This window comes from Microcoleus sp. T2B6, assembly GCF_036700475.1.
Taxonomy (GTDB): domain Bacteria; phylum Cyanobacteriota; class Cyanobacteriia; order Cyanobacteriales; family Microcoleaceae; genus Microcoleus.
Window position 1 is genome coordinate 1 of the sequence record NZ_JAUBOZ010000122.1, and the last position, 21,194, is coordinate 21,194.

A 21,194-nucleotide genomic window follows, 5' to 3' on the forward strand; every position below is an offset into this window, starting at 1 on the left:
GCAAATTCAAGTAGATACCACAACAGCAGGAAATAAAACAGGTCCGCTGGAATTTGTCAATAATGACAGTGATGAAAATCCCTTTAATTTCCCCATAGCGGCCACAGTCACAACCACACCCTTACCAGAAATCCAAGTATTAGACGGAACAACAGATATAGTAGATGGTACTACAAGTACGATCGAGTTTGGTAGTGCATTAATTGGCGGCACTCTCAACAAAACCTTTACCGTCAAAAATCTCGGTACAGCAGCTTTAAACCTCAGCAACCTTACCTTACCAACCGGATTTAACCTAGTCGGAACCTTACCTGCAACTGTCGCCGCTGGCGCGAGTGCTAATTTACAAATTCAAGTAGATACAGCCACAGCAGGAAATAAAACAGGTACGCTGCAATTTGTCAATGATGATACGGATGAAAATCCCTTTGATTTCCCGATTTCAGCATCAGTCACAGCTACACCATTACCGGAAATCCAAGTATTAGACGGAACAACAGATATAGTAGATGGTACTACAAGTACGATCGAGTTTGGTAGTGCATTAATTGGCGGCACTCTCAACAAAACCTTTACCGTCAAAAATCTCGGTACAGCAGCTTTAAACCTCAGCAACCTTACCCTACCAACCGGATTTAGCATTGTTGGAAATTTACCTGAAACAACTGTCGCCGCTGGCGGTACAACTAACCTGCAAGTTCAAGTAGATACCACAGCAGCAGGAAATAAATCAGGTACGCTGCAATTTGTCAATGATGATAGTGACGAAAATCCCTTTGATTTCCCGATTTCAGCATCAGTCACAACCGCACCAACTCCAACTCCAACTCCAACTCCAACTCCAACTCCAACGCCAACACCTGCACCCGTACCCACGCCGACGCCTGCACCCGTACCCACGCCAACGCCTGCACCCGTACCCACGCCGACACCTGCACCCGTACCCACGCCGACACCTGCACCCGTACCCACGCCAACACCTGCACCCGTAACCACACCGACACCTGTTAACATTCCCGATACAGAGTGCATTTGCGATCGAATTGAGTATCCCAATCTCAACAAACCCAACGAACAAATTGATAATATTATCAATGGTCTTCCCGGTCTTCTAATTGGCACTCCCAGAAACGACGCCTATTTGGGCAGCAACAGTCCCAATATCTTCGATGCTTTAACTGGCAACGACCACCTATTTGGTGGCGAATTTAAGGATATCTTCAACGGCAATGAAGACAATGACTTCATTGATGGCAATAAAGGAGGCGACATCCTATTTGGCGGCAAAGGAAACGACATCCTTCTTGGTGGTTTTGGTGAAGATATTATCTTTGGGAATGAGGGCAACGATTCAATTAACGGCAAAGAAGATGATGACTTAATCTTGGGCAATCGAGGTAATGATTTTATCGACGGCGGCAAAGGAAACGATATCCTATCCGGCGGAAAAGCCCAGGATTTAATTCTAGGCAGCGAAGGCAATGATACTCTCTTCGGACAACTCGGAGACGATACTTTGTGCGGCGGTGCAGGAGATGACTTCCTCAGCGGCAACGAGAATAAGGACTTAATCGACGGCTGCGAAGGAAACGATACAATTTACGGCGGTGAAGATAATGATACCTTACTCGGCTGCGTTGGCGATGATTTCTTGTCGGGAGATTTAGGGAATGACAGCCTCATCGGAGGTTTGGGCAACGACACTTTTGTCTTAGGAGTCGTCAGCGGATTCGATATTATCTCTGATTTTGTTAAAGGTCAGGATTTCATAGGATTGTCGGGGGGGCTAAGTTTTAACCAGTTAGAAATAAGTCAGAACAATAACAGCGCGCTGATTAAATTAAAGGGAAGTGGAGAAGTAATTGCTTCGTTAACGGGAGTCACCGCCAGCCTAATTGCTGTCAACGATTTCAGAATTGTCTGATATCATGTCCGCTAAAATAACCGTTATAAGTTTGTAGTAACCACGTCCTTCCTCATAAAAGTATGAGACTTCATACCAATTTAATGTGGAGTTGCACATATCTCGATCCCCCTAAATCCCCCTTAAGAAGGGGGACTTTGATCGGAATCTTGTCCCCCCCTTAAGAAGGGGGGCTAGGGGGGATCGGATGCTATGCAGCCTCATAAAAAATTGGTATCACTCCTCACTACAAACTACTTTTATAATCCCGGTTCTAGCGGACATAATATCAGGTTAAATAAACGCAGATGAATATAATGCCATCTGCGTTTATCTCCTTTCATCGGCAGTGATAAAATAGAATTGGCCAAAATAACCTGATTCTGTATAAACTCTTTATATTAATTCTGCCTTCTGCCTTCTTCCGGTGACTAATTGCCCGATCGCCTTAACCGCAATACTGGGATGAAAAAGTACAGCCGGCGACTCAATCATGTGCACAACTTCCACAAATGCTTGACAAACTTTAGCATCTCCGACCAGCACTTTTAACACCAAATTCATGTAATCAATTGTCAGCCGCGTAGCGAGGTTTAGTTTTGCACCTTCACTTCCCCGATAGCGAGAGTCCTGACTGATGGCAAATGTCCAAGGAATTGTATGTAATTTTGCTAATTTTTGTTGAAATTGTCGAGAGAAACCTTTTAAATTGCCTTCCAGATAGCGCTGCCGCTGCTTTTGGAGGCATTCATCTAACATCTGAGCATCCAGTGCAGCCACCGTCATTCCGTGTCCGTATATAGGGTTAAAAGCGCAAACTGCATGACCGATAATTATTAAGTTTTCAGGAGAACGACGGAGGCGCTCGTAGTGGCGCCAACGATTTTCTGTACCTCGATAACTATAAACAGGTGTTATTGCTTCGGCGTCTTTAATTGCATCATAAATTGTTGGGGTTGGCAAAGTGCGGGCAAATTCTAGAAAACCTGCTTCGTCTGCGGGGGGATAATCGCGATCGCCCCCGTTGAGACTCACCAGCCAGCGATTGCCTTCGATCGGAAAAATTGCACCGCCACGGGTGCGAAATGGCGGCCATAGTGACACAAATACTGGCGCTGTGTCTGACAATTTACCGCTGCATTTATAGATGCGGCTGGCATAGCCGACAAAAGCATTGATAACGGTTTCTTGCGGAGGTTCATAGCCCAAACTTTTCAACCATTTAGGTGTTTTGGAAACTTTGCCACCAGCATCGACTACTAAATCTGCCTTCAAATTCTCTGCATGGATGTTACCAGGGTTGTGGCGATCGCGAAAACGCACCGACACGCCAGCAACTTCCGCGCGTGAGGCATTCGCCAGCAACCCCGTTACTGTACCTCCTTGGAGGAAATGCACGTTCGTATTTTCAGCCAAGCGGCGGCGAATTTGCCAATCAAGTAAATCCCGACTGAACAAAATTAAATCATTTAGATCCGGGCTAAAGTGCGGGGCCCAACCTGCCGGACTAAACCACCCGATCGACCTCGGATCTAAACTAGGAGCACCAGCAGCTACCAGTTCGTTTTCTAAGCCGGGAAAAAACTCTTCTAGGATGATTCTCCCCCGATTTAAAAGGATGTGAAGGTGACGGGATTGAGGAATACCGGGGCGAGGTGCGGGTTTTTCTGGAAAAAAATCTCTTTCAACAATACTTACTCGGTCAAAGTGTTTGGCTAATACTCTAGAGGCCAACAGTCCTGCTAAACTGCAGCCAATAATAATTGCATGACTTTCTCGCTGCACTATCGAATCCCTTCAAAGCTAATTTGCTATGGCATTGGTTGATGAATTTTGAACAATTTGTCTGGGCTTGTGTACCAACTCTTAATATCGATCGACCACAGATTCTCCTCTGCGATTATTTTAATCAGACTTACATACCACAAATATTCCTAAAGTGATAGCCGGCCGCAGACATATTTCTACACTTCCGACTGTAGGGGGATGCTTTAGCTCGTCAATAAGGCGATGATTGCCATTGGGGGCATGAGTCTAAAACTATACATTGGTTAACTTGCGCCAATGAGCGCGCGCACCCACTCCTTAACGAGGAATATACTATGTATCAAAATTTGCCAATAAATCCACAACTGTATAACATCGGGTTCTGGCTGGCCCAAGTGCCAGTAGAGCAGACTACTACAAACACAGCAGAAGACGCAGCACTCCTTTATTCCGGGCCGCAATTTTTCATCGCCTTGATAGCTGGAGTGGTACTCGCCTGCGCTTTCCAACTTTTGCTAACAAATTTATCAGTAGCCGCGGGTCTTTCGTACATGGGACAATCCCACGACGACGACCACCAGTCGGATAGCGGCAGTTCCCCAGTCCGCCACATCGGCAGAAAAGTAGGCACTTGGACGCTGATTACCGTCACCATCGCCCTATTCTTTGCTTGCTTGCTTGCAGTTAAGCTCAGCTTGATTAGCAGTCCCGGTTTAGGTGCGATCGTCGGTTTAGTCGTGTGGGCAACCTATTTCTCAATGCTTGTTTGGGTGAGTTCCACCACCGTCGGTTCCTTGATCGGTTCCGTCGTCAACAGCGCCACAGCAGGCTTTCAAGCCATTGTCGGCACCGCAGCCTCGGCTATCGGCGCAAAAGCAGCCAGCAACCAAGTAGTCGCCACAGCCAAAGCAGCAGCAGCAGCAGTGGGCCATGAACTCGGTAGCGCGATCGACCCCACAAGCTTGCGCGAAAACGTCGAAGACTACATCCAAAGCCTGAAACCGCCGGAATTAGACATCAAAGGGATGCGTAGCGAGTTTGAAAAATTGCTCAACGATCCGCAACTAAAAACCATTGCAGCCGAAAATTTGCCGAATCTCGATCGGCAAACTCTCGTAGATTTAGTAAGTTCGCGATCGGACTTATCAAAACGCGACGTAAACCGCATTGTAGACCAACTCCAAGATGCTTGGAAACAAGTAGGAAAACAAGGGCAGCCATCAGACGGTATCGCGCAATTAGTAGACTATCTCAAATCTGCAAAATCTGGAGATTTAGTCTCAGATAAATTGGCAAGTAGGGTAGAAAAAGCCCTCAGCAGTCTGGGCGGTCAAAATTCTGGACAAAGCCCGAACATGATGTCCCAAGCAACCACAATGGCAGTCAATGCTTTAATGGGAATAGTATTGGGTCGCACGGATATTTCTGACTTGGATCTTGAAAAAGTAGTCGGTCAGCTCAAAGAAGCTAAAGACAAAGTTACCCAGCAAACTGATAAAATTACCGCTCAAGTCAAAGGCGAACCCGTAACTTACAGCCCAATTCGTGCCGACGTAGAAAACTACCTACTCAACACTTATTCGTGGCAGATGAACCCCCAAGCCATCGAGCGCGAATTTCGGGACGTTCTCTACGATCCTACAGCAGATCCGGGAACTGTGCGCCGCGAATTAGAAAAACTAAAACAGTCTAATTTTGCCGAAATCCTAGCCAGTAGAGGTGTTTTTACCCAAGACAAAATTAAACAAATTTCCCAGGAATTAGAAGCAATTAGACAGCGCGTTTTACAAACCGTTATCTTTGCCGAGGAGCAAGAAAAATCTCGCGACTTGCAGTGGCGGCTAGAAACTTATTTGAAGCTGACGCCGAAAGAGGAACTGACAGCAGCAGGTATCGGGAGGGATTTCAAAAAAATCTTAGAGGATTCCGACGCTAGTTACGAACAGTTGCGCGATCGCCTGTCTCCTTACACCCGCGACAGTTTTGTGCAAATTCTCCGAGGTCGCGAAAACTTCGGATTTCAGGAAGTAGAACAGATTGTTCAAGAGTTGGAAAGGACGCGAGATGTAGTTTTAGCAGATGCTAAAGGTCTGCAAGAAGCAGCGCAAGCCCGACTAGATAACCAGTGGCAAAGAGTGCAAGAATACTTGAAGTCTACGGGCAAAGAAGAACTCAATCCCGAAGGCATCAAGCGCGATTTGAAAACGCTGCTGGACAACCCGGAAGCGGGAATGTGGGCGCTGAGAGCTAGAGCTTCTAAGTTTGATCGCCAAACTTTGGTAAAATTGCTATCTCAGCGGAAAGACCTCAGCGAAGACCAAGTAAATCAGCTTATCGACAGTGCCGAAGAAAATTGGCACGGCGCGCTGCATGCGCCGCAAAAGTTGGCCGAAAAAGCTAAGGATCAGTACGACCAAACCACAACCGCCCTTGCAGATTACCTTCGCAATACTGGCAAATCAGAACTCAATCCAGAAGGGATTAAGCGGGATTTGACAAAACTGCTGGAAAATCCCAAAGAAGGAGCTTTAGCGCTGCGGGGCCGTCTGTCTCAAGTCGATCGCGATACTTTGGTAAAACTGCTTTCTCAGAGACAAGATTTGAGCGAGGAACAAGTTAATCAAATTATCGACCAAGTGCAGGAAACCCTTGGCTCGATTGTGAAAGCGCCGCGCCGTTTGGCAAAACGGGTGCAAAGCCAAGTGCAGGATTTTCAGGGTGTTTTAGAAGATTATTTGCGTAATACGGGCAAGGATGAATTAAATCCAGAAGCCATCAAGCGCGACTTGCAACTGCTGCTGCATGACCCGAAAGTCGGCGCTTACAGTTTGGGCGAGCGCTTGTCGCACATCGATCGAGCTACAGTGGTTTCTCTGTTGTCTCAGCGGCAGGATATTTCTGAAGCAGAAGCCAATCGCATTGTCGATGGAGTTTTGTCGGTGCGCGATGAATTCGCACTCCAAATTCAGAAAATACAGGAGGGTATTCAGTCGGTAATTGACGGGATTCTCGGAAAAATTCGGGATTACCTCAATTCGCTCGATCGCCCTGAACTAAATTACGAAGGCATTACGCGGGACGTGCGGAAGTTATTTGACGATCCGCAAGCCGGATTTGACGCTTTGCGCGATCGGCTGGGTCATTTCAACCGCGATACTTTAGTAGCACTAATGAGTTCTCGCGAGGACATTTCCGAAGCAGATGCCAACCGCTTGATCGACCAAATTGAAAGAAGCCGGAACACCGTCTTGCAAAGAGCAGAACGCTTGCAGCAAGAGGCGCAGCTTCGCCTCGAAAGCATCAAACTGCAAGCCGAAAAACAAGCCGAAGAAACCCGGAAAGCTGCAGAAGTTGCCTCTTGGTGGCTGTTTTTCACCGCTCTTTCCTCGGCCGCCGCAGCAGCAGGCGCCGGTGCTTTAGCCGTCATCCGATAAAAAAGACTCAAGTTGCGATCGGATTGCAGATAGTGCCTGATATGAGTTTATACTGATATCAGGCACTAATGTTAGTAAAGGATGCGATCGGAGAGTGGGAACGGGTGTATTTAACTTTTTGGTACTGTTTAAGGTTATTGGTAAGCCCGCTCCTATTGGTTTTTTGAAGATGGTAAACACTGTGAATTTATACATCTTAATTAGCAGTTTTGATTCATTCAAAATAGAAAAGTGAAAAGCCGATTTTTTTGATTGTTGTATATTTTATGGGCAGATGTAATAAATAAAAAGTCGCCGGATATTCATTGCCTCTGCTATGACAATTTTTGAACGCGGTTCCAGCTTCTCGGCTGGATAGGCTTTTAGGCTTATTCCACTACTCCTGCAAGGATTGCTATAGGACAAAGATCAAAAAAGCTGCTGGAATGAGAAGCTTTTTGCGCGCAAAACTCGATCGGCCAGTCCGCTCTCTCCTCAATACTTTTTTGGTACAATATATAGTTAGGGTTCTCAACCCAGCACGCATGTTCTCCCAACCGCCCGCCGCCCTGGCTGCGTCAGTATTAAACGCGAACTGTTTTGAGTTCGATCGGCGGTTAATTTTGAAGATGCCGATCGTCAGGTTATAACTTGTAGGTCATAGGTTGTGCATAATAGGGAACTAAAGCTGTGAAAATACTACACTGACTGTGGGGGGCAAGATACCGGATACCTTGGAAATACCAAGGGCTTTGCTTTCGTCAGCCCAGAAAAGTCCAAACACGCAGGCCCTGCGCGAGCCAATGCTAAACAACCTACGTCTCAAACCTCTCCTGGCTAGTTGCCTATTAGCACCGTGAGGAGGGCGACGCCATGCAACTCCGAAAAAAAACACTATTAATCATCGGTGCAGCGCTGATCAGCCTGATTGTGGTTCTGTATGCCACTGCATCAACTATTTTGCTGCATGATTTTCACAACCTGGAGGCACAGTACGTCCGCCAGGATGTCGCACGGGCTTTGGACGCATTAGATGATGACTTGTCTAATTTAGACACCAGCGCCCAAGATTACGCCGAGTGGGACGATACTTACTCTTTCGTCGTTACACGGAACGAAAATTTTGTCAAGTCAAATTTCGTCGATTCGACATTTATTTACTTGAGACTAAACTTATTGGTGCTGCTGGACTCCAACGGTAAGACGATCTTCAGCAAAGGTTTCGACCTGAAATCCCAGACCGAAATCCCGATTCCCGAAAGCTTAAAACAGCACTTGAGCGAGGCGCTACTAGACTCATCGACAGTCGATGGCGATCGCCGGGCCGCCAAAACAGGCGTCCTCACCCTGCCAGAAGCCAGACTGCTGATTGCCTCCAAGCCCATCTTGAACAGCAACTCCCAAGGCCCGCCGCGGGGGACGCTGATCTTGGGACGCTACCTAGACAGCAGCGAAATCGGTTTGCTTTCAGAACTGACTCACCTGTCAGTGGATTTTAGATTGCCGAGTTTAGATTTTAAAGTGGGAGCCGCGAACTACTCCGGGCACAGCGCCAAGGCGCTGGCTCGATCGAGGCAGGAGTTGGAAAATGTCAAACTCAAAATTTCCAACCTCAAATCAGTAGAAATTTTAGTCGAGCCACTCAGCGACACCTTAGTCGCTGGATACGCCCTGATTCGCGACATCCACGGCAACCTAGCGCTGCTGCTGCGAGTAGAGACAGATCGCATCATCTACGGCCAAGGTCAGGCCACCTTGGAGCTGTTTACCTTATCAATACTGGCAGTAGGTTTAATATTTAGCGCCATCACCCTGCTGTTGCTAGAAAAATTAGTCTTAGCGAGATTGGCGGCCTTGAGCACCAGCGTCAGCAACATCGCAGCCAACGGCGACCCAAGCTTGAGAGTTCCTATGGCCGGAGCAGATGAACTCGCAAGCTTGGCCGACGCCATCAACCGAATGCTAGAAGCATTGGGCAATTCTCAAGTCGAACGTAATGAAAGCGAAGACCGCTATCGGTTGATGGCCGAAAATTCAACCGACATGATCACCAGACACGACCCCAAAGGCGTGTTTGTTTACGTCTCGCCCGCCAGCCTGGCTTTGCTGGGATACGAACCTTCAGAACTAATCGGCCGCGTCCCCAAGGATTATTTTCACCCCGACGATTTAGAAACCATTGCCAAAGCTCACTGGAAAGTCCTGGCGCTCCCAGTTACTTACACCGTCAGCTACCGCATCCGCCGCAAAGACGGCAAATACATTTGGTTTGAAACCACAGGCCGCACGATCAGCGATCCCCAAACCGGCGAAGTCCAAGAAATTATCGGCATTTCCCGCGACATCAGCGTGCGGAAGCAAACAGAACAAGAACTGCGAGAAAGCGAAGCTGCAATCAAAGCTTTGTACCAAGTGACTTCGGCTCCCCGTACAGACCCGCTCAACCACCTCTCTACCTTTGATTTGCGCCTCCAAGAACTGCTGGCAATGGGATGTCGGCATTTAGGGCTGTCGGTGGGAATTTTGTCCTGCATTCAAGGCGACAACTATCAAATAATGGCTGTTGAGTGTCCCGACGGGTCCATAGTCAAAGACCAAATCTACGATCTGGAAAAAACTTTCTGCGTCGCTACGGCAATGGCAAAAGAACCGATTTACTTTGAGTCGGTGAGATTTTCGGGTTTTTCCTTCAACACGCAGGATCGAGCTTTCCCCATTGAAGCTTACATGGGCATTCCCGTCACGGTGGGAGGTGAAGTTTACGGCACTCTGTGCTTCTTTTCTCCGACTTCTGTGACAGAACCGTTCCGAGCTGTAGACAGAGAGTTGGTGAAACTGATGGCTCAGTGGGTGGGAAGCGAACTAGAACGCCAGCAAACAGACGTAGATTTGGCAAAAGCTCGCGATCAAGCACTGGCGGCTACTAGAGCCAAAAGCGAATTTTTAGCCACCATGAGCCACGAAATTCGCACTCCGATGAATGGAGTCATTGGCATGACCGGTTTGCTGCTGGATACGCCCTTAACTCGCGAACAGCGCGATTTTGTAGAAACTATCCGCAGCAGCGGCGATGCCTTGCTGACGCTGATCAACGATATTCTAGATTTCTCGAAAATTGAGTCGGGCAAATTGGACTTGGAGGAACATCCGTTTGACATCCGCACTTGCATTGAGGAATCTCTAGACTTGGTAGCTGCTAAGGCGGCAGAAAAAAAACTCGAAGTGGGTTACTTGATCGATCGTACAGTACCGGTAACGGCGATCGGCGACAGCACCCGCTTGAGGCAAATTTTAATCAACTTGCTCAGTAATGCTGTTAAATTTACCGACGCTGGAGAAGTGGTGGTTTCGGTGACAGCCAAAAAGATTTCAGTGCCGGCGGCTAAGGCTAAAGAACCGCCATTAATTGCGGGCGAACCGATAGCAATTAACCCAGCATACGAAATACATTTTGCGGTCAAAGATACCGGTATCGGCATTCCGAGCGATCGCATGGATCGGCTATTTAAATCTTTCAGCCAGGTTGATTCTTCAACGAGCCGGCAGTACGGCGGTACCGGATTGGGTTTGGCAATTAGCAAGCGTTTGGCCGAAATGATGGGCGGCCGGATGTGGGTGGAAAGTATGGGTAGTGTCGCGGGCAATCCTCCTGCCCATTTTAGATCGTCGGCAGTTATTGATTTGGGATGGGCAGAATCTTGCGAAATTGCCGAAAAATATGGCTATGCCAAATCTGTACTCAGCAACCAGCCGAGCGCCCAAAATACGAAATCCGTTGGCTCTACTTTTTATTTTAGTACGATCGTTTCTGGCTGCAAGAATTCCTTACCACTTAACTTGAGCAATTCTCAACCAGAATTAGCTGGCAAGCGAGTCTTAATTGTCGATGACAATGCTACCAACCGCAGAATTTTGACTCTCCAAGCTCAGTCTTGGGGAATGGTGGCTAGGGCTTCAGCTTCGGCTCGTTTGGCTTTAGATTGGCTGGCTGCTAAAGAAATGTTTGACTTGGCAGTTTTGGATATGCAAATGCCGGAAATGGACGGGTTAGCTTTAGCGTCGCAAATTCGTCGGTATCCTGATTGCGAAAAGTTGCCGTTAGTGATGCTAACTTCGATCGGCAGGCAAGAAATTAACCCCCCTTCTATGGAGATGGATTTTGCTGCTTTTTTGAATAAACCCATCAAACAATCTCAGCTTTACAATGTTTTAATCAATATTTTTGGAGAACAGACAACAGAATTTAAAGGGCAGCGCACTACCGGGTCTTTCTTGCAAACCATACCCGTGCTGGCAGAGGACTTACCCCTGCGGATTCTGTTGGCGGACGATCATTTGGTGAATCAGAAGGTGGCTTTGCAAATTTTACAGCGGATGGGGTATCGCGCGGATGTGGCGGGAAACGGTATCGAAGTGCTCGAAGCTTTGCGCCGCCAGCCTTACGATGTGGTGCTGATGGATGTGCAAATGCCGGAAATGGACGGACTGGAAACTACCCGCCGCATCCGGGAGCAATTTTCAGCAGATTTAACTTTAGAAAATGACACGGGAGAATCAGAAGTTTCCGCAACTGATGAGCAATCTAATAATGGAAAATCCCGAATCGAAAATCGAAAATCGACTGAGGAATCTAACAATCGAAAATCGAAAATCGAAAATCAAAAATCGACTGAGGAATCTAACAATCGAAAATCGAAAATCGCAAATCGAAAATCGACCAGGCCTTGGATTGTGGCGATGACGGCAAATGCGATGCAGGGCGATCGCGAAGAGTGTATGGCTGCGGGGATGGACGACTATTTGAGCAAGCCGATCGCCATCGATCAGTTGGTGCGAGCTTTGATCGCGTGTAAATCTCGATCGAACTCTGCATTCGATCGTCTGCAGCCGATCATTTGTTTGGATGCCCCAGCGGAACAGATCGAAGGAACGAGTGAATTAGAAGTGCGATCGAATGTGGCTGTTGCGGGAAATCCACAACAGACAATTCCCAATTCGCCCGCAGTCGTCGAGTGGGGTGCATCAAATCTCGATCGGGCTTTGTCAGAGGGGCACGATTCCCTAAGTCCCAAGATTATAGAGGGACTGCGAGAAGTGGAAGCTTTGGACGAGGCGATCGAGATTTACCTCGAAACAGCTCCCGAACTGCTGCGAGGCATCTCTATGGCTCTGTGCAACGCCGATCCGCTGGCTTTGCGGCGATCGGCTCACTCTTTGAAGTCGATTAGCGGTACTCTCGGTGCTTTTCGCTTGTTTGAACTGTGCGAGGAACTCGAAATCATGGGCCGCATCGGCACAAATGCTAACCAGTCTTTACCCGATCCGGCCTGCGCGCTTTTAGAAGAGGTTGAAGCGGAATATCAAAGAGTCGAAACGGCGTTAAAAATAGAGAGGCAGTACAGCGAAACAATGACAGAATAATTAACAACTGATAACTAACTATTGTTCGTGGGTGGGGGAGGGTTTTTGATATGGTTGGTTTTAGACAGTAGACCTCTTGCAAAAATAGCTGGGACGGGCTCTCCGGCCCGTCCCACAAAAAGTTTTTTCTCTTGTGTGATGGGCCGGAGAGCCCGTCCGAAAATTTGATCGAAAGGACTTTTGCAAGAGGTCTAGTGATGGTTGATAAAACCCGCCGCCACGATTACAAGCTGTATCGATCGATCAAATCTCTCGCTGCTTGTCGGTGTTTTTCTACCAAACTCGGCGGGGAAAGCACTTGGGCGCTATCCATATATCTGTTCACCCACAGACTAAATTCGTTCAAGGAGCGATCGGGCAAATCGATCTGATAATCCACATAAAGCACTTTGCCAAAACTATCCCTTGGGCCTTCTTTAATCTTTTGTCGCGGATGCCGCCGATCGCCCTCTAAGATAAATCCCACTACTTTCTCAAAAAACCGCACCTTCACTTTTTCCAACTTCAGCGTACCGCCCAATTCAGCCTGCTGTTGCTCTGGATTGCCCAAGAACAGCCCCCAGCCGTTTTTTAACAACTTTTGAGCTATTTTCAAACGCTGTTCCTGTACGGCTATACCACGCCCTTCTACATCGATAATTTCGCAGCAGTCAGTAAAGCGATTCACCCGTTCTACGCTCAAATGCCCGTTGTTGCAAGATTCGCAAATCAGGTACCAAGCGATATCGTGATAGATCAGTTGCAGGGGCCAGATGCGCCGGAAACCGACTTTGCCTTTACCGTAATAATCGCTTTGACGGTAAAGTTCGATCGCCTGACCTCGAACAATTGCTGTTTCTACGATGTCTAGTTTGTGAAATAGGGTATTCCGATATTCTTGGCGATCGCTCATTTCCACAGGATCGGTGTAAATAATCGCACGATTTAGGTGTTCGCGAACGGGATAAAACAATTTACCTTTGAGTTCGATATCTAGTCCGCGCAACAGTTTAGTGAGTTTTTCGCAAATTTGGCGGGCTTGGGGATTTCCTTGATATTTGGCTTGAGATGCTATTGCTTGAAATGCGAATAGTAGTTCTTCGCGATTCATTGCGCCGGTACCGAGATAATAGCCGAAGCGATACATTCGTTTGTCGAGGATTCCGTAGTGCCGCAAAGTTTCTAAATCTTTGCGAATTGTGGGAGTTGCGGGATAGTTTTCGGGAAATTCGATGTTGAATTCGGCTGCAATTTTCTGTAATTGAGATTGAACTTCTAGCAAGGCATCGTGATATTTACTGTCGGATGTTTCGGTGTCGGAGTGTCCGATTCCGGGATGGTTTACTAATGTGGCGATGAGGAGCATGATGCGATCGAACGTTAGTTTGTCGGCGTAGGGGTGAGGGGTTGGTTTTTTGGCCATGATGGGTGGATGGGGTAAAATGCTGAAAAGTCAAGTAAAAGACAATATTGACATAAAAATATAGAAAGGTCGGGAGAGTATTATTTACAGACTTTTAGGCTTCACAACAATTTTAATAAATATTGTGAATCTGAAGACATGAAGCTGGCTCGGCTGATATATTCAGTTGAGTAGAACTTAAGCAGTTAGCGACTTGGGACACTACCAGCAGCATTCAGGTGGGCATTGCCCGCCTTAAAATTGAATTTATGTCTGCATACACTGCGATCGCCTTTGCCCCCGTTCAAGGCTTTATCGAGAAATCCCGCAAACTCCGAGATTTATTTGGGGCTTCACTGATTCTGTCTTATCTGAGTTACAAGCTAGTAAAGCAAGCCGAAAAATCAGGTTTAAAGGTCATTTCTCCGGGTGCCCCGAACATCCAAAAAGGAATGCCCAATCGGATACTTCTGAAAGGCAAAGGGGAATTTTCCAGGAATGACGTGACAAATACCCTTCAGAAGTCATGGCAAGAAATATTAAATGAATGTCGAGTTTGGATAGAACGAGAAGTACCTCCTAAAGAGGAATACTTTTGGCAGCAAGAGTGGATGCGATGGGGTTTGTACACTTGGGAGATATTTTGGGGACACGGAGATTCGATAGAATCTGCGATGAAGAATCTAGAAACTCGCAAATTGCGTCGTGATTGGACGGCAATTAACTGGATTGGCGACAGTTCGAGTTTGACTGGCACGGATGCGATCGCCTGGCCGCGTTTAGGTTTGGAACATTCAAATCCAGGGCGGCAGCTATCCGATACAGAAAAAGCTGAACTTAAGGATTTCTATCAACGTCTTTCCTGTGTCTTAGAAAATCTTCCCCCAGATGGCGAACCCGAAGGAAAATTTCTTGCACCTAATGAAAGATTGAGTATTCCTGAGTTAGTCAAGCGGTTAGTTACTCGCGACGAAGATATTGCTAGAAACATTGGGATATCTCCGCTTGAAGCAGGATTTAGTGACATTATTCGTGAACCAGAACACTGGACTGGCTGGTTTATGGGAGATGGCGATAAAGTTGGCAAAAAACTTCAGGAAATTGCTCAAAAAGAAGGAGATGAAGGTCTAAAAAAGTTTAGCGAGGCCATGCGGGCTTGGGGAGAAAATTTTATCAAGAATTTCCCCAAAGACCAAGGGCGGATTGTTTATGCCGGCGGTGACGACTTCCTCGGTGTAATTTACAGCAGCAAACCTGAAAAGCCTCCAGAACCTATAGAGGCATTAGAATGGTTAATGGGATTGTCCGATGAATGGAAAAAGCACGGACAGGATATTAACCTAAGTGTTGGTTTTGTTTGGGCGGGTCATAGAGTGCCGCAGCGAGATATTCTTCAACACTGTCGAGAAGCTGAAAAACGGGCGAAAAGTTTGGGGCGCGATCGCGTTACAATTCGAGTAGTTTTTAACAGCGGTCAATACGTGCAGTGGACTTGTCCTTGGGATTATTTGCACATTCTCAAACAATACAAAGACCGGGACGGCAAAAGCTGGGATCAAAAGCCAAACTGGAGTCATGTTTACAAGGATTTAGCTCATCTCAAAAATCGTCATGCTATTAGTTTTAACCCCCAGGAAAACAGCCCAAATGATGAATTAGCTTTAGCTCTTTTTGAACTTTACTTTCAAGACGAGAAGAATTTAGAAAAAAACTGGAAGCACATCGTCGGTGATTACCCAAATCCCGAAAAATCCAAACAAGTTATTTACTGGATTAGTGACCTAATAAATGTCGGATGGCAGCTATGTTCAAATATCTCATCACTATAAGTCCTTTAGGATTTATGTACGGGAGTTCTGGCGGATTTTTATCGCCCGAAAATCTAGTCGGACGTTCTGGGGCAAAATTCCCTCCAGAAGCAGCTACCCTCTCTGGTCTATTTTTCAGCAGCAACAAAGTTAAGTCCTATATTTCTCCAAAAGAACTTAGTGATAATTTGTTTGTCGCTGGCCCATTCTGGGCAAAATCAGACGATCCTGAATACTTTTACGTCCCCATTCCTTGGCACAAAATTATTTCTAAAAAAGGCGTGGATGAATGGAAAATGAAATCTGGGAAATGGCATCGCGAATCAGAAGATTTAGATCCTGAGTATAGTTGGCAAACCGTTAATTCTTGGGTAAATAAGACGGCTGCTATTAAGAAAAATGGCGATGTTGCCGATATTCCTTGGAAATACGTCCCTATCTTGCACCCCAAAACAAAAGATGACGAACGCTGTACTTTAGCAGAAGATGGTTTGTTTTTGGAAAATTCCGTGCAGATGGATGATGAATGTTGTCTAGTTTATCTCTCAACTCATCCTTTAGCAGATGGTTGGTATCGCTTTGGTGGCGAAAATCATTTAGTAGAAATCAAGAGTGTTTTACTCGATGATGACAGTCCCATTGTCAAACTTTTACGCCAACCAATTCAGCGCTCATTTGCTTTGATAACACCGGGAGTTTGGGGTTCTAACAAGTTTTCATACCGCTATCCCAAAAATGAAGATTTCTCCCAAAAACGACCGGAGATGCTCACAGATAAACCCATTTCCTATCGCTACCGCGCGAAAGGACAAATGGGACGGGGACGCTATGCAGTTCCTCCCGGAACTGTCTATCTTCTCAGAGAACCTTTAGATAAAACTTGGTGGGAATTCCCCCAAAATTGGTTTCCCAAAGAAGGTTTTAGTCTGAAACAAGTTGGGTGCGGTTTGTGTTTGCCAATTGAAATTCAAGGAGTTGAATAATGTACAAAAAAGCTTACGGTATTATTGAAACCCTTGCTCCTGTTCATGTGGGAGCAACGGCTGGTGAAGAAAGCGGCAACTTAAACTTAATTTTCCGCGACCAGTTTACTCAAACTGGCATTATTCCCGGTAGTTCGATTCGGGGAAGATTGCGATCGGAAATCCGCCGCAGTCTGGGAGAAGCTGAAGCTAATAAATGGTACGGTCAGGAAGCAGAATCCGGGAAACCAGACAGTACCACTGAGTCTGTAGTTAAGTTTGAATATGCTTCGCTGCTGTGGTTGCCAGTATTTTGTCCGGGTCAACCAATTGTCTGGGTAACTTGTCCTCGTTTGCTGAAACGCTATCAGCGAATTGCTGGAGATTATGTCAAGCTAAAAGATGGTACATCTCTCAAATCCGCTAAACCTCCAGCTAGTTATACAGGTTCTCAAACCTTAAAAGCTCTCGACATAAATGGCCAACCAAAGCTGTTTTTTAACTTTGGCTTTTTAACAGTTGAGAAAACTCAGGATTTGTCTGCTTGGTTTCCTTTAGGAGAGGAATTGCCAGCCGTTGTTGTGGCTGACGATGAAATTGCCATGATTCACGATATGGCCTTATATCGTCAGAGTCGAGTGGCCTTAGACAAAGAGGAAAAAAAGGCTAAAAAAGGAGCTTTTTTTAATACGGAAGCTTTGCCAGAAGGCACAATTTTAGTATTTCCGATCGCCCTCAAAGAAAACCAAGAGACATGGCAACCTTTTGGCGCTTCTACTGGCACAGATATTTATCTCGGCGGTTTAGAATCAATTGGTTTCGGTCACTGCTATCTAACCTTAAAGGAGGTATAATTTATGGCTTGGGAATCTTACAGATTAGACCAAGAGGCTCACGATTTAGTTGTCAAATATCGTGACAAAAAAGACGCTCTCAATCAAGCATACAAAATGCGCGTTGCAGTTGCTTACGGTTTAGAGAGATTTTGGGGAGAACAGTTTCGGTTAGTCAAAGATCAAGATAAGGCTGATTATTGGCGGGATACTTGGAAGGCGCTAGTCAAAATTATGGCAAATGCGGGCGTTAAAATTCCCAATGATAATGTCAGTTCTGACGATACAGCAGCCATTAAAATTATGGCCAATAAATTGTGGGATTTTCCTGTAGAACAGCGCAAAGTAGCTATAGCGGTGCTGACTCAACTTTGCGACAGTATGGTTTGGTGGACTCAGCGGTATAAACCTACTAATAGTAACAGCAATTCTGGAGGTGAAGACAATGAGTGATAGCGATGATATTCCTTTGATGTTTCGCGCCCAAATAGAAGGGCGCTGTCAGATTCAGCGGTTAATTCCCAAGGCACCTAGACAACAAGCTTATGACTGGGCTAAAGAATGGATCGCTGGTGTTTCCAAAGAAGTTCCCGACTTTGACTCAAAGACAATTCAAACTAAACCGTTTAAAATCACTTGGCGATTTGTTTCTAATAGCGGTCAAGATGAGGGAGTCATCCGCCCTGTGACTGGTACAAAAGGTTGGCCGTTATATCCCGGTGCTAGTATGAAAGGCGCGTTCCTGCGTACTTGCACTGATGAACAAGCAATGAAATATTGTGGGGGTCAACTTTCCCAAAAAGACACGAAACCTGGAATTTTACGCTTTCATGGTGGCTATCCCGCAGATGGAGAGTGGACTAAGAAATCCCTAGTAGATGTTGTTCATCCCCAAGAGGATTGGCAAGTCAAAAAGAATGGTAGCCACAGTGCTTTTATCCAGATATCTCTGTATCAGCCCACTTTAGTTTTTGGCATTTCCAGCACAGTAGAACTTAGTGAGGAAGAATGGACAACTATCTGGGAACTTTGGGAAAGAGCAATGGAACGGGGCATTGGTTCTAGGGTGAGCGCTGGTTACGGTCAACCGAGAAAGCACGGCAATAGTAATCTGCTCAGCATACAATTAAAGGGTCAAGGTTTAGGCTCTCAGTTAATAGACAAAACAGGCGAATTTCGGCCTAATATGTTTAAAGCTGCTTTGCGGGGTCATACTTTGCGCCTATTCAGTGGCCTTACTGATGAAAATTCGGCTGAAGAATTGACTAAAGAACTATGGGGGGGATTTGCAGGTAAAAACGGGGCAATTGTTGGCTTACTGGGAATAGCATTTAATCCTGTCGAATTAGATTTGGATAGCTATAGCTACGGCACGAATGTCATGCCTACTTATGAGCTAGTGGACGGGACGCTCAATATTCTTTGCATGACGGCTAAGGCTGAACAACAAAGAAAAAACTTGAAAGTCTTGATTCCTCAACTGATAAAATTCTCTCTGCTATTTGGAGGTTTTGGTAAATCGTGGCGACGAGTTGACCATCGCCTCTTTTTTAAAGAGTACGTAACTGGTAATCATAACCCGATGATTGGGTGTCATTGGCAGTTTGGAGAAAAATCAAATAGTCTCTGCTGTCCTGTGAATGAATTGAGTGATATTACTAATTTTTTGAATACTTTTCAAAAAAGCCTCAAACAGTGGGTAAAGTTAAAGAAGAAAACACTGAGTAGTTCAATCAGCAGTTGGCGGGAAGCATGGCATCCAAAAAAAGTTGAAGTTTGGGGTCGAATTGCTAAAAATCAGCTAGATAGTAAAGCTGTTCGATGGTTTCACGGCCCCTACTTGGGAGAGCAATCAATTAAAAATTCAGTGCTAACTGGTAAAATCGGTCAAATAGGTTGCATTTGGCATCGAATGTATCCGCGCTATACTACTACAAATGGTCAACTACAATCCACCAAAGAGTATGTGGAATTACTGACTATTTTTCCTGATGAATCCGACTCAACTGAAGATTTTCTAGACTATTTAGATAGCACTAGCGACTTTATCAAACTTTGGCCAATTGAGGAATAATTATGAATATCTGGATTGTGACAACTGGCAGCAGCGATGTCAAGCTCAACACTGATGACAATTGGAATACTTTGTTCAAAAAGGTGAGAAGTCAATTATACGATCGCCGTTTTGTACCTACACGACCGCCGAATACTGATGATGAGGAACCTTTCATTGTACCAGCTAGAGCGATGGGGATGGTTTATGGCAGCCAGTTAACAGATGAATATTATCAGGATTTGCACTTTCCGCTTCTTGATGCTTTTTCGGCAAAGCTGTTAGAGAAAGGTAAAACAAATCCTGACAAAATAATCTTGATTATGACCGATCAGGAAGCGGTTTTTGATGATGAAGATAGGAGAGTAGAGAAAAGTCCTTATTGGCAGGATACTTGCACGCTCAAACCAATATTTGAGCAATATTTTAAGAAAAAATTTCCTCAAGTTCAATCCAGTGATTACTTAGAATTGAAACCTAAATCCAAAGATGAGGGGTTAGATAGTTGGAATAAAGCACTGTTTCTGGTTCAACAAGCTTTGTCTAGTTTGGATTTAGATAAAAGTGCAAACTTTTATGTCAGTCATCAAGCTGGAACTCCGGCAATTTCTTCGGCGGTTCAATTTGAAACTCTAGCAAAGTTTGGTAAAAAAGTCAAGTTTTTGGTGAGCAACGAGTATGAACCAGATTTAGCCAAAAAGGGTGATTTCATAGAAAGCTCTACTTATTTACAGGGGATGCAAGTTCAAGAAGCAAAAGCGCTATTAAGTCGTTATGACTATTTGGGAGTTGAGCGCATTTTAAAACCTTACTGGAAAGATTCTTCAGATCCGCTATTGCTGGAAATCCGTGATTTATTAGCAATGGCTGTACAGTGGAATTTTGCTAAGTTTGAAGATTTTGGTAAGGCTAGGGGAGATGTTGCAAAGGAGCGTTTGAATCAGTGGTGGTGGACTGGCTATGAGGCTGCTTATTTAGGAGTGATCCGTCTTAGACAGGGTAACACGGTTGAGGCTCTATTTCACAGTTTTCGCGCTGTGGAAGGCTCGATCAAAGAATGGGCATTAGAGAAGTATAAGCTACAAATTAAATACTCTAATCCCAATCAACCAAGTACAGCATATATCCATGATGTGAATCTGCCTCAAAATTTACGGCCTTGGTTTAATGCCAATAAAAATGAGCAGTACAATAGTGTTGGTTTGTTTGGTAAATCACTATTTACTTTACTTGAAAAATCTGATCAAAATAAATGGAATCAAGATTCTCACATTAAAGTAGTTGCTGCTAATACTATAGATGAAAGAAATATTATTTTTCATTCCTTGCGTGGCTTGCAGGAAAAAGATGTGTTCAAGGCTTGGAATACTGATAGTCGAGAACAATGGGAAGCTAGGGTTTTAGGCTGTTTAAATTTTGTTTCACCGCAAAAATTTGTTTCGTTAAAGTCAGCAAGTTTGATGGCGAAAGTGCATGATGAATTGGTAGCTGCGCTCGCCCGTTACGAACTGCAAACATAAGCCAATAAATCCGCCACTAATTTACGGATTCGCCGGGGTCTCAACCCCTGGCGGACCATTGGTGACAAGTTAAGGCTGTAAGTCTTTTGTCAAGAGGCTTTCGGAGAGTTCTTAAAAAAGAATTGGTCAGACC

At 45.5% G+C, this 21,194-nt stretch carries 11 protein-coding genes; 9 read left to right on the forward strand and 2 right to left on the reverse strand.

What is annotated here, in order from left to right:
* Positions 1-1,924 (forward strand): choice-of-anchor D domain-containing protein (locus QUA00_RS31860; protein ID WP_333412379.1); only part of this gene is annotated, 1,924 nt, incomplete at its 5' end.
* Between the two features lie 375 nt (positions 1,925-2,299).
* Here the strand turns inward: QUA00_RS31860 and QUA00_RS31865 are convergent.
* Positions 2,300-3,688: a 2-polyprenyl-6-methoxyphenol hydroxylase-like oxidoreductase gene (locus QUA00_RS31865; RefSeq protein ID WP_333412381.1), complete on the reverse strand. Its 1,389-nt coding sequence runs from the start codon at positions 3,686-3,688 to the stop codon at positions 2,300-2,302.
* A gap of 317 nt (positions 3,689-4,005) precedes the next feature.
* On the opposite strand from QUA00_RS31865, the gene QUA00_RS31870 reads away from it, so the two are divergent.
* Together QUA00_RS31870 and QUA00_RS31875 are read left to right on the forward strand one after the other, a co-directional pair.
* Positions 4,006-7,104 (forward strand): MFS transporter, encoded by a 3,099-nt coding sequence (locus QUA00_RS31870; protein WP_333412383.1) that lies wholly within the window; start codon positions 4,006-4,008, stop codon positions 7,102-7,104.
* 852 nt (positions 7,105-7,956) lie between these two features.
* Complete coding sequence (locus QUA00_RS31875; protein WP_333412385.1) at positions 7,957-12,504, forward strand: response regulator; 4,548 nt, start codon at positions 7,957-7,959, stop codon at positions 12,502-12,504.
* Positions 12,505-12,727: 223 nt separating this feature from the next.
* Here QUA00_RS31875 and QUA00_RS31880 read toward each other — a convergent pair whose 3' ends face one another.
* Positions 12,728-13,906 carry a WYL domain-containing protein gene (locus QUA00_RS31880; RefSeq protein WP_333412387.1) on the reverse strand — a complete coding sequence of 393 codons (1,179 nt, stop codon included), beginning with the start codon at positions 13,904-13,906 and terminating at the stop codon, positions 12,728-12,730.
* A 248-nt stretch (positions 13,907-14,154) separates the two neighbouring features.
* Between QUA00_RS31880 and QUA00_RS31885 the strand changes: the two genes are divergently transcribed.
* The 6 genes from QUA00_RS31885 (at position 14,155) to QUA00_RS31910 (ending at position 21,061) form a co-directional block, all read left to right on the forward strand.
* Positions 14,155-15,714, forward strand: coding sequence for a Cas10/Cmr2 second palm domain-containing protein (locus QUA00_RS31885; protein WP_333412389.1), 1,560 nt, complete (start codon positions 14,155-14,157; stop codon positions 15,712-15,714).
* The gene (locus QUA00_RS31890) at positions 15,681-16,676 is read left to right on the forward strand and encodes a CRISPR-associated protein (protein ID WP_333300504.1); all 996 of its coding nucleotides are present in this window, start codon (positions 15,681-15,683) and stop codon (positions 16,674-16,676) included. The genes QUA00_RS31885 and QUA00_RS31890 overlap by 34 nt, the downstream gene beginning before the upstream one ends.
* Entirely contained in the window at positions 16,676-17,509 is an 834-nt protein-coding gene (gene cmr4 / locus QUA00_RS31895; RefSeq protein ID WP_333412392.1) for a type III-B CRISPR module RAMP protein Cmr4, read from the forward strand. The genes QUA00_RS31890 and cmr4 overlap by 1 nt, the downstream gene beginning before the upstream one ends.
* A 3-nt stretch (positions 17,510-17,512) precedes the next feature.
* The gene (locus tag QUA00_RS31900) at positions 17,513-17,941 is read left to right on the forward strand and encodes a hypothetical protein (protein ID WP_333140419.1); all 429 of its coding nucleotides are present in this window, start codon (positions 17,513-17,515) and stop codon (positions 17,939-17,941) included.
* A complete protein-coding gene (locus tag QUA00_RS31905; RefSeq protein WP_333140421.1) occupies positions 17,934-19,562 on the forward strand; it encodes a hypothetical protein in 1,629 nt (542 codons plus the stop codon). Before QUA00_RS31900 ends, QUA00_RS31905 begins: the two co-directional genes overlap by 8 nt.
* Before the next feature lie 83 nt (positions 19,563-19,645).
* Positions 19,646-21,061, forward strand: coding sequence for a hypothetical protein (locus tag QUA00_RS31910; RefSeq protein ID WP_333412395.1), 1,416 nt, complete (start codon positions 19,646-19,648; stop codon positions 21,059-21,061).
* Positions 21,062-21,194: the final 133 nt, after the last annotated feature.